17 protein-coding genes and 3 tRNA genes are annotated in these 9,645 nt (G+C 34.6%); all 20 read left to right on the forward strand.

All coding sequences use genetic code 11. The annotated features are described in order from the left end of the window. The first annotated feature begins 8 nt into the window (after positions 1-8). On the forward strand, positions 9-197 hold the full coding sequence (locus NEH75_RS02155; RefSeq protein ID WP_262948462.1) for a hypothetical protein: 189 nt from the start codon (positions 9-11) through the stop codon (positions 195-197). Further along, positions 194-637, forward strand: a complete 444-nt coding sequence (locus tag NEH75_RS02160; protein WP_262948463.1) for a hypothetical protein — start codon at positions 194-196, stop codon at positions 635-637. Before NEH75_RS02155 ends, NEH75_RS02160 begins: the two co-directional genes overlap by 4 nt. Further along, a complete protein-coding gene (locus NEH75_RS02165; RefSeq protein WP_262948464.1) occupies positions 634-906 on the forward strand; it encodes a hypothetical protein in 273 nt (90 codons plus the stop codon). The genes NEH75_RS02160 and NEH75_RS02165 overlap by 4 nt, the downstream gene beginning before the upstream one ends. Before the next feature lie 98 nt (positions 907-1,004). Then, positions 1,005-1,328: a hypothetical protein gene (locus NEH75_RS02170; protein WP_262948465.1), complete on the forward strand. Its 324-nt coding sequence runs from the start codon at positions 1,005-1,007 to the stop codon at positions 1,326-1,328. Positions 1,329-1,358: 30 nt separating this feature from the next. After that, positions 1,359-1,559 (forward strand): hypothetical protein, encoded by a 201-nt coding sequence (locus NEH75_RS02175; RefSeq protein WP_262948466.1) that lies wholly within the window; start codon positions 1,359-1,361, stop codon positions 1,557-1,559. Between the two features lie 58 nt (positions 1,560-1,617). Next, on the forward strand, positions 1,618-1,821 hold the full coding sequence (locus NEH75_RS02180) for a hypothetical protein (protein WP_262948467.1): 204 nt from the start codon (positions 1,618-1,620) through the stop codon (positions 1,819-1,821). 44 nt (positions 1,822-1,865) lie between these two features. Then, entirely contained in the window at positions 1,866-2,063 is a 198-nt protein-coding gene (locus NEH75_RS02185; RefSeq protein ID WP_262948468.1) for a hypothetical protein, read from the forward strand. A 36-nt stretch (positions 2,064-2,099) separates the two neighbouring features. Beyond that, complete coding sequence (locus tag NEH75_RS02190) at positions 2,100-2,261, forward strand: hypothetical protein (protein ID WP_262948469.1); 162 nt, start codon at positions 2,100-2,102, stop codon at positions 2,259-2,261. 43 nt (positions 2,262-2,304) lie between these two features. Further along, complete coding sequence (locus tag NEH75_RS02195) at positions 2,305-2,466, forward strand: hypothetical protein (protein ID WP_156344099.1); 162 nt, start codon at positions 2,305-2,307, stop codon at positions 2,464-2,466. A gap of 189 nt (positions 2,467-2,655) precedes the next feature. Further along, a complete protein-coding gene (locus NEH75_RS02200; RefSeq protein ID WP_262948470.1) occupies positions 2,656-2,952 on the forward strand; it encodes a hypothetical protein in 297 nt (98 codons plus the stop codon). Between the two features lie 537 nt (positions 2,953-3,489). Then, positions 3,490-3,723 (forward strand): hypothetical protein, encoded by a 234-nt coding sequence (locus NEH75_RS02205; RefSeq protein WP_262948471.1) that lies wholly within the window; start codon positions 3,490-3,492, stop codon positions 3,721-3,723. Positions 3,724-3,752: 29 nt separating this feature from the next. Next, positions 3,753-4,169: a hypothetical protein gene (locus NEH75_RS02210; RefSeq protein WP_262948472.1), complete on the forward strand. Its 417-nt coding sequence runs from the start codon at positions 3,753-3,755 to the stop codon at positions 4,167-4,169. 174 nt (positions 4,170-4,343) lie between these two features. Continuing rightward, positions 4,344-4,419: transfer RNA gene (locus tag NEH75_RS02215), tRNA-Ile, on the forward strand. Positions 4,420-4,749: 330 nt separating this feature from the next. Beyond that, positions 4,750-4,815: transfer RNA gene (locus NEH75_RS02220), tRNA-OTHER, on the forward strand. 75 nt (positions 4,816-4,890) lie between these two features. Next, positions 4,891-4,968, forward strand: a tRNA-OTHER gene (locus tag NEH75_RS02225). Positions 4,969-5,439: 471 nt separating this feature from the next. Beyond that, on the forward strand, positions 5,440-5,766 hold the full coding sequence (locus NEH75_RS02230; protein ID WP_055304268.1) for an HNH endonuclease: 327 nt from the start codon (positions 5,440-5,442) through the stop codon (positions 5,764-5,766). Positions 5,767-5,899: 133 nt separating this feature from the next. Further along, positions 5,900-6,424 carry a P27 family phage terminase small subunit gene (locus NEH75_RS02235; protein WP_262948473.1) on the forward strand — a complete coding sequence of 175 codons (525 nt, stop codon included), beginning with the start codon at positions 5,900-5,902 and terminating at the stop codon, positions 6,422-6,424. After that, positions 6,390-8,054: a terminase TerL endonuclease subunit gene (locus NEH75_RS02240; protein ID WP_202966266.1), complete on the forward strand. Its 1,665-nt coding sequence runs from the start codon at positions 6,390-6,392 to the stop codon at positions 8,052-8,054. Before NEH75_RS02235 ends, NEH75_RS02240 begins: the two co-directional genes overlap by 35 nt. Before the next feature lie 15 nt (positions 8,055-8,069). Next, positions 8,070-9,284 carry a phage portal protein gene (locus tag NEH75_RS02245; RefSeq protein ID WP_262948474.1) on the forward strand — a complete coding sequence of 405 codons (1,215 nt, stop codon included), beginning with the start codon at positions 8,070-8,072 and terminating at the stop codon, positions 9,282-9,284. Further along, positions 9,241-9,645: HK97 family phage prohead protease (locus NEH75_RS02250; protein WP_262948475.1), on the forward strand; the 405-nt coding region annotated here is incomplete at its 3' end. The genes NEH75_RS02245 and NEH75_RS02250, both read left to right, overlap by 44 nt.

Genomic DNA, 9,645 nt, shown 5'->3' on the forward strand with positions numbered 1-9,645 from the left:
GAAGATGAATGAATCGTCCGTGTTACGGTTGTTTAAATAGAAAGGTAGGTTGTCACAGTATTTGTGACGCCTATCTAAAATTTGAAGCTAAAAACAAAAAGCAACGTGATGAAAGAGTAGCGAGAACGTTAGCATTAACAAACCCAGTGTTAAGAGAGGCTGGTACAGAAAAGTTAAGAAAGAGGGCAGGGCATTGATGACAATTAATGAGTATAAAAGTAAAAATGAGTTAACAAATGGTCAATTAGCTGACTTATTAGATGTTTCTGAAAGTAGCATTGAAAAATATTTAATGGGAGATGCAACAAGTGCGGCTGTTGCTAAGAGAATGTCTAAGTTAGGAATAGAGCATCCATACCGACGTGGTCATGTTAAGGGTGGAGATGATGTTCCGGTTGAGGAGCATAAGCGTAAAAAAGTTAAGAGTGAGTTCGACAGTAAATTTCTTAAAGAGTATCAAGTTGTGATCGTTAGAGAATTTGGTAACACAATCGTTTCGAAAAAGCATAAGCCAGAAGAAATCGTCAGTGAGTTTGCGAAATTCGGGCTGAATGTTAAAGTAAGAGATTTTGAAAATAAAACTTATGAAGGTTGGAATACACATTATGTCGTAGAGTTAGTTGGAGGAGAGTTGTGAACGGAAGAGGAAGTAACATCTGCAGAAAAGCTGTAAAAGTGTTTGGGAAAGATGTGCAAGAGATGATGTTCATTGAAGAGTGTGGTGAGTTATTCCAGGCGTTGTCTAAAAAACGTCGAGGGTTTGAATCAAATATTGCAGAAGAGATTGCAGATGTTGAAATCATGTTAGAGCAATTGAAACACATTCATAAGTGTCATGGTGAGGTGGAACACTGGAAAGAGAAGAAGCTTATGCGACTTTGCGGACGTATTGAGGAAAGAAGATAACGAAAAAGTAGCATAGTGTGAGTTAGTCTCCGATTTGCTGCTAAAAATATAGTTTTAAGAGGTGATAACTGGTGCTGAGTATAGGATATAAATTAAGAATGACAAACGGGGATACATTTTATATAAAAGCTGATGGAGATATCGATGCTGTTGCAATGTGGGTTACTAAAAACTCGGATGGTCATGGGTTTACAGTTGATGATAACGGTACTTATATAAGAATTAGAGATATTGTTAGTATAGAACAGTGTGACAAACAAAAAGTCCCAGAAAATTGTTCAACGTGCATTCATTGGGAAGATGATGAGGACAGTAACGACTTTAGTTGGTGTTGGGAAAAAGAACATCCCACATTTGGGATAGAAGAGTGTGATTGTTACAAACAAAGATTTTTCTTAAAATATTTGAATAATAAAAAGTAAATTAAAATTGATGGTTTAAGAGGTGAATCTATGAACGTTAAAGAATTTGATGTGTTTATGATTGTTTTCGTTGCTGCGTTTTTGCTCCTTGCATTTTGTTTATCAATGGGTGATGGTTCAAGTGATTATATAAATGCTAACAGGTATAGCAATTGCATAGACAAACTTTCTGATAATGAAAAACTAAGTTTTGACGAGATGAAAGAGGTCTGTAGTCAGTATTTAAAGTAAATAAAATTGATGTTTAAAAAGGTACAGGTTTAATCGCCTGTACCAGTAAGGAGGAAGGATGAGAATTGTTGTCGAACGATCTGAACATGGAAATCAATCTGTGTGTAATGATTGTGGTTATGTCATCAAACCGTTAGAAAAGTATTTCTTATGTCAATTAGGATATACGCATAAAGGATTCTATATGTGCAAAAAATGTATGGCAGACTTCGTAGACGATATAGAGGTGCTTAGTGAGGTCAAAAGAAAGCGATGGTTTTGATCAGATTAGAGTATAGATTTTAAAGTCATTTAAGGAGTGATAAAGTGGCGAAGTGGAAGATTGATGGATACACGTTTAATTTAAACGATGATGATTTGGATATTAATTTTGATATTGATGCTCAATCTGGATTAGTAGAAATATCGGCATCTGACAATAATGGATACGACAATAAAATATACATTAAACGTGAAATAGCACTGTGTTTGGTATTGTGGTTAAAAAGCAGATTGAGTGAATAAAATTAGACTTTTATTAATGTTTAGGAGGGGATAGAAATGCGTAAATTTTTATTTCAATGGTTTGAAGGTAAAAATGATGTATTTGAAGAAGAATTTGAATTTGATAATGACGTGACTGATGAGGAAATAGACGCTGAATATCATGAATGGTTATTTAACCACATCGATAATCGTCATTGTATGAAAGAAATAAAGTAAATAAAATTAAATTTTTATGTACGTTAAGGATTGGTGAAATTGAATGAAGAAAGAATTAAGAAAACAGCTATTTCATTGTTATTTCAAATTATTGATACTTCATCTTACAAATGAACAAGTATTTGGTTATGTAAAAAATGAAGATAAAATATTTGATGCAAAACTTGAAATAAAAGAGATAAAACGTGAATTAAAGAGTAAATAAAATCAGACGTTTAAGCATATTTAAGGAGGAAAAAGAATGGGATTAGAATGTTGTCGTTATTGTGGGTATGAAATGGAAGAGGGAATGCTAAACGAGTGTGAGAATTGTGGCACATTATACTGTGAATATTGTACTTGTTGTGAAGAAGAATAAAATTAAATTTTTATAGATATTAAAGGAGGAAGTAAAATGGGTATTGATTATTATTCTTGTGAAAGATGTGGAGAAGGATTTCCAGATGTAATTGATTACGTTTATTGTGAGTGTGGTAACGTGTGGTGTTGCGTTGAATGTGCATTAGAAGATGGATTTAAGTATGGTATTGAAATAGATGAAGATGGGGAGAAAGTGGACAGCTTTGACGGTGCTACTTGCAAATATTGTCGTAAGGAAGATTTTAATGATAGTGAATTATTAGAATATTCACTTGTATTACTTAAAACGACAAGAGAGCAACTTGTTACGAAATTAAAGAATAGTAAATAAAATTGATGACCTATGAGGTGAGAGTATGAATATTATCGAGATTTTGAAACTGAGAAATTCCTATTTAAAAGTAATGGATGAACAAAGACAGAGAGAGTGGTTGAATAAAGTAAATTCAAGACCAAGAAAGAAACGAAAATAAAGATTATTTAAGGAGGAAGAAAAACAAAGTGAGAAAGTTACGTTTTTAGATGTTGAATTTGACTTTAATCAGTTCGATAGACCGGACGACTCATATCTAACAACAGTTAAGGAAAATTCCCACATTAGATATAAATATTACGTCGTTGAACCCAAGTTAACAGGAACAATATTCGCTAATTTGAAAGATAATACGATAGCGGATAAAGCTACCATTTACGAAAATAAAACAACAGACCAAGCTTATAACTATTTGGTTGATGGAGAAGGATGCTTATGGTTGTTCTGGATAGTATGGATCACGCTAACCGGTGGAGTGATATACGGATTTTATTACTTGGAAAACGAGTGGTTATATTAAAATACAAATTTTAAATACATTAAGGAGATGTATATATGAAGTTTAAAGAATTTTGCAAATGGTGTAATGATAGAGCGTATGATGGACGGTGGGGTATGTCCGAAGCGATTATTTGTGTAAAAATATATGAGGAAATTATGAAACTTTGTTTTTGGAAACGTGAAAAAGTGTGGCAAGATAAGTATGCCAAGCAAGTTTATAAAGAAATTATTAAGCCCACAAATACTCGCATAGATTTTCACTTGCAATTATTAAAAGATGAAAAGTAATTAAAATCAGAATTTTTAGGGGTGAGAGTGTGAAGGCAAAAGAAATTTTACAAGAGTATTCAAGAAATCTAAAGCGTGTGGCGATGTTAGAGTATGATTTGAAGTGCATAGATAATCAAACTCTAATCAAAGTTACTGATTATAGTCAGGATCATGGTGGTAATGGTGGTGGCATTGAAGATAAATACTGGCGCCGTATTGAAGAGAAGAAAATGATTGAATTGGAGTTGTCTGTTTTAAGACCTGATATTGCACGAGTTGAAAAGGCGTTAGATTTAATTCGAACGACTCATCCTCAAGAGTGTGATGCTATGCTACTGCGCCATGTGAGAAATAAGAGTAATCCAGCAATCGAGATAGCTTTAGGGATTAGTGTTAATACTATTACAAAGAAGATAAGATGTGCTGAGTCAGAGTTAGAAATGTTGTATAAAAGCGCGGCGTGATTTTTTTGTGAATTATTTGTGATTTCATTGTGAAAATAAAAGTGCTTAAGATGATATTATGATAGTGTCATTAACGCGACGGAATGAGTGGTTAGGTCTTATTACTCACAATAATATGCATTAACCGCAATACTGAAATCGAGTTGATCGCAGAGGGAGAAATCCCTCGCTCATGCTCCTTTAGCTTAATTGGTAAAGCTATCAGCTCATAACTGATAAGATGTAGGTTCGAATCCTACAAGGAGCACCAAAAACTTTTTGTAAGTCGCGAGGTATTTAAACTGTACGCGCTGTATCTATGGTCGCTTAAGATTGTCATAGATAATTCCTTTGTGAGTTGGAGGTAAGACTCTGGAGATTGGCATCCCAGTCGAACGGTTTGCAGAGTTATCCGAAAAAAACTACTGTATAGCTATGTGTAGACGTATACACGCGTTTCTTTCTATGTATTGTAGTGACATAGACACCTCTTGCCGAATTGACGCCAACAGGTGAAAAAACTTCCCACTCGCTACAACGAGGGGCTTCCCGGATTGAAGTTTTAAAAGTTTTATAAGACCGTTTTGTAATTAGTAGATAATGCTCATATGGTAGAGCAACATGATTAAAATGTATGCTGTAGGTTCGAATCCTATAATGAGCACCAATGTCGTTATAAAGGCTGTAATAACAAGTTGGACATCTAATCAAACCTTTTTATTGAGCCTCTTATGAGGCACTTGTCGTGATAGCTTATACAGGTTAAAGCGTAGGTAATCCAAAACCTAAGAAGTTGGTTCAATTCCAATAAACGACTCCAAATAACATGGGGAGAAATCCTCGCCATCAAGGTTTTTTGTTGTATTTAGTGTGAACAAGAAGCTACAACGGTTATTGAGTAAGTGAATTGATGTTTCTTGGCGGGAGCGATCAATTCGCGGATGTGAATGTGTGAAAACATAGTTTTGACTTGTTTCTTTACCAGTGGCTGGTGGAGCATGTTGGTGTTACCTTCTTTAATGAAATAAAACTTTTGTTAAGTATTTTTTAACACTGTGGTTATCCTTTTTGATAACCACTAAAATGTCTGCGTAGCTTATGTTAGTAAAGCGCCCCAGAAGTTGGTGCAAATCCAACCGCAGGCATCCCCTAACTTAACCTAAAGTCTCTTCAAGTCTTTAGGCAAATATCTCTTTTCATCCCAATATTTATAAAATATCACCTGTTTTATAAGTTATAGGCACACGGAAACGTGTGTTTTTTTATTTGCTATGATGAAAGAGGTGGAATAATGAATAATGATTTAGTAAGGGTTTGTGAGTTAATTGCAAACGGAGAAGAAAATAAAGTTTATAAACTTCAACTTTGGAGAAGAAAAAGAGCGGCTATATTAAAGCGTGATAATTACGAGTGCCAACATTGTAAGAGAAAAGCATGGCGTAGAAAGATTGTGAAGGCTACGCATGTGCATCACATTAAAGAGTTGAAGTATTATCCAGAGCTTGCGTTAGATGATGATAATCTAATCAGTCTTTGCTTTGAATGTCACGAGGAACAACATGATCGTAATGAGAACAACAGGAAGCAACCTAAATTCGTTAATGAGGAAAGATGGTAGTCTATAGATAGCCCCCCATCTAAAAAAATCGCAATTTTTCGGATTCTCTGAGGTCGGGGCTATGAGGTGACAAGAAATATTTGTTTCGCGCACGAAAGATTTTTTTAAAAGGTTGCAGTAGGAGGTGTTATTTTTGGAAAAAGGAAAAATTAGAAAATCGGCTCAACGCATGTTTGAAAAAGGTAAGTCGTATTCGGAGATTTCTAAAAAATTTAACATCTCTGAAAGCACCTTAAAATCATGGAAAAGGCGAGATGGTTGGCAACGTGCAACCCCCACTGAAAAAAAGAGCGCAACCCCCTGTGAAAATAAAAAGGTTGCACCTGAGGAGTTGCAACCGAAAGAGAACGATATAGAATACAATCGTATTAAGACTAATTTGCTATCTCAGCTTAAAAATAAAGGCGCTCATGAAGATGCCTATATCGATTTAGTCAATGATTATATGTCAATGTGGCGAATCAAAAACCAGTTAATCGCCGACATAAATTCAAGAGGTGTTCAGGTTAAAACATTCAACAGTCACGGTCAAGAAATTTATAAGAAGAATGACAGTATCGTTGAGTTGCCTAAGTATAATTCGCAAATGTTGAAATTATTGAATGACTTAGGGTTGAGTGCTCATGAAATCGATAGCGGTGATGATGATGACATCTAATAAGTACACATACAATCCTTATATCGACAAATACATTGATATGGTTGAACGTGAAGAAGTTAAGACGAATGAAGATATTAAGCTATTAATTGAATTGGTCAAAAAGAAACTAAGTCCTCCTAACAACATCATCATCAAACATGAGATGATTGAGACAGGAATAAAAAAAATTAATGAGTATTTTCCGTTCAAACTGTTACCGTGGCAAGAATTCACGTTTGCTTTATTGCATGCATATTATGAAGATGATACGTTAGTGTGGGATACATTCTTATTAATGATGGGGCGTGGAGCAGGAAAGAATGGTTTTATTGCAGCTTTATCATTTTACTTCACAACTACTTTTCATGGAATCAAACAATACAATGTTGATATTGTTGCAAATAGCGAGAACCAAGCCAAAACATCATTTGATGATGTGTATAATGTTATTGAAGATCATCCTAAGTTGCAAAAGGCGTTCTATCGGACAAAAGTTGAGATTAGATTTAAAAAAACTGATTCATATATACGCTATAACACAAGTAATGCTCGAACCAAAGATGGTTTACGTTCGGCATGTGTTATCTTTGATGAAATACATGAATTTGAAGACTATAAAAATATTAAGGTATTCCGTTCTGGTTTGGGGAAAAAGAAAAATCCTCGAACCTTTTTTATTACCACTAACGGAAACGTGCGTGGTGGCGTATTAGATGATTATTTGGAGCGTTCTCGTGATATTTTGCGTGGTGAAAATAAAACATCTAAAATGCTTCCTATCATTTTTAGATTAGATTCAGAAGATGAAGTTCATGATTTTTCAAATTGGGAAAAAGCCAACCCATCACTTCCGTATTTCAAAGATTTACGAATAACGATGGAGCAAGAATATTATGAAATGCAAGACCAACCACAAATGGCTATTGAATTTATGACTAAACGTATGAACTTGCCTGCACAAGAGTCTTATAGTGTTGTAGCTGAGTGGGAAAAAATCAAAGCGACAGACCGAGAAATTCCGGATTTAAAAGGCCAAAAGTGCATTGGAGCGATTGACTATGCTTCTGTTCGTGACTTTTGCTCAGTCGGATTGCTATTCAAGCATGGTGATGAACGAGTGTGGATTCAACATACATTCATTTGTCATTTAGCGTTAAAATTAGAACATAGAGAGTTTAAGTTCGACATTGAATTAGCAAGACAAAAAGGGCTGTGTACAATTATTTACGAAGATTCAATCAATGAGAAGTGCGTCGCCAATTGGTTTTTAGAACAGGCTAAGAAATACAAAATTTTAAACATTGTCTGTGACAGTTATCGTAAAGCAATCTTAACGGCGGCCTTTAGTGAAGCTGGATTGCCTTTAAACGAAGTTCGTAACGGAAGTATCACGCATAATAAGGTTTATCCATTAGTTGAAAAGCTATTTGCTGATGAAAAATTAATTTTTGGTGACGACATGATGATGCGTTGGTATACAAATAACGTGTATGTTGATACTGATCCAAAAGGAAATAAAACATATAAAAAAATAGAGCCGGTGTTGAGAAAAACAGACGGCTTTTTTGCTTTCATCCATGCAATAAGTAAAGATGAAGAAATACCAGTCCCTAAAAAATTAACATTCTTTAAATGCAAGACTTATTAGAGAGGGGGTGAAAGAATGGCGGTAGTTATTGATTGGATTAAATCTGCACTTTCAAGTGATAAAGAAAGTTCATTTAATAAAACGATGGAAGGAAGTTGTTATACGGATACACTTCCAGCACAGATTTATTATAAAGAGTTAGCTATTCAATCCTGTGTATCGATTATAGCAAACGCCCTAGTCATGAGTGAATTTCAAACATTTGAAAAAGGGATTGAGCAACGCAAAGATATTCATTATTTACTCAACGTAGCACCAAATAAAAATCAAAATGCAGTTGAGTTTTGGCACGAGGTCATTACAAAACTTATCTATGATAATGAATGTCTAATCGTCATGTTAGATGATGAGTTGTTCGTTGCTGAAGATTTCCATCAAGATGAATATGTCTACTATCAAGATGTTTATTCTAATGTTAGCGTTAGAGGTCTTCCTATCAATCGAAAATTCCAAGATGAAGAAGTTTTATATTTAAAACTAAATGATAAGAACGTAAAAAAAGTCATTGATGGATTATACAGCGATTACAGTCAGTTGCTTGTTGCGGCGATTAAGGGCTATAAGAAGGCAAATGGCTTCAAAGGAATTCTTAAAATTGATGGTCAAATGCCGACAGATGATGAGAGTGTAGCACAACTAGAGGAAATGTTAAATGTTCAGTTCAAGCAATATATCGAAAACGATAATGCCATCATGCCATTGTCTGATGGTATGGAACTGAAAGAATCTGATTCAAATAAAGGTGTATTGAAAGATACTCGTGATATTAAAAAATTAATTGATGACATTATTGAGATTGTTTGTATGGCAATAAATGTTCCAGTTGGTTTAGTTAAAGGCGATGTCGCAGGAGTAGCGGATCAAACAGATAACTTTTTGATGTTGCGAATTAATCCACTTGCAAAAATTATCACAACAGAGTTGAATCGAAAAATGTATTCAAAAAGTCAGTATTTATCTAAAACATACGTTAAAATGGATACTCAAAAAATCCGATTAGTTGATTTAGGTAAAATTGCAACAGCAGCTGATTTATTATTCCGAATTGGAGTCCATAACATGGATGATAATCGTGAATTAGTCGGTAAAGAACGATTAAACACGGAAGAGTCAACTCAATACTATGTCACTAAGAACTATAATTCTGTAGTTAGTCAAAATGAAATCTTGAAAGGAGGTGATGAAGATGGAAAACATGGAACAAAGAACAATGAACCTCGAGATTCGTAGCGCAGACATTGAAAGCCGAAAATTAGTTGGATATGCTGCGACTTTTAAAGAGGAGTATACGAAGTTGACAGACCGTTGGGGTGAAGTTTTCTATGAGCGTGTCCGTCCAGGAGCTTTCAAGAAATCATTATCTGAACGTGATGTTTTCATGCTTATTAACCATGATTGGAATAAAGTTGTTGGGCGTACAGGTTCAAACTTAGTCTTAGAGGAAGATGAGAACGGATTACGCTTTGAATTAGATATTCCTAATACTACCGATGGGAATGACTTGTTAGAGAATGTCCGTAATGGCTTAATTCAAGGGTGTTCATTTGGTTTTAATATCAAAAATCAAACTACACGCTGGGATGATAATTGG

Origin of the sequence: Turicibacter sp. T129 (assembly GCF_025594975.1) — a bacterium.
GTDB lineage: Bacteria > Bacillota_I > Bacilli_A > MOL361 > Turicibacteraceae > Turicibacter > Turicibacter bilis.

Coding starts and splice junctions, on each gene's coding strand:
- NEH75_RS02190 (WP_262948469.1), top strand. CDS start 2,100: ATGCGTAAATTTTTATTTCAATGGTTTGAAGGTAAAAATGATGTATTT.
- NEH75_RS02245 (WP_262948474.1), top strand. CDS start 8,070: ATGGCGGTAGTTATTGATTGGATTAAATCTGCACTTTCAAGTGATAAA.
- NEH75_RS02180 (WP_262948467.1), top strand. CDS start 1,618: ATGAGAATTGTTGTCGAACGATCTGAACATGGAAATCAATCTGTGTGT.
- NEH75_RS02155 (WP_262948462.1), top strand. CDS start 9: ATGAATCGTCCGTGTTACGGTTGTTTAAATAGAAAGGTAGGTTGTCAC.
- NEH75_RS02205 (WP_262948471.1), top strand. CDS start 3,490: ATGAAGTTTAAAGAATTTTGCAAATGGTGTAATGATAGAGCGTATGAT.
- NEH75_RS02240 (WP_202966266.1), top strand. CDS start 6,390: ATGAAATCGATAGCGGTGATGATGATGACATCTAATAAGTACACATAC.
- NEH75_RS02175 (WP_262948466.1), top strand. CDS start 1,359: ATGAACGTTAAAGAATTTGATGTGTTTATGATTGTTTTCGTTGCTGCG.
- NEH75_RS02170 (WP_262948465.1), top strand. CDS start 1,005: ATGACAAACGGGGATACATTTTATATAAAAGCTGATGGAGATATCGAT.
- NEH75_RS02200 (WP_262948470.1), top strand. CDS start 2,656: ATGGGTATTGATTATTATTCTTGTGAAAGATGTGGAGAAGGATTTCCA.
- NEH75_RS02195 (WP_156344099.1), top strand. CDS start 2,305: ATGAAGAAAGAATTAAGAAAACAGCTATTTCATTGTTATTTCAAATTA.
- NEH75_RS02230 (WP_055304268.1), top strand. CDS start 5,440: ATGAATAATGATTTAGTAAGGGTTTGTGAGTTAATTGCAAACGGAGAA.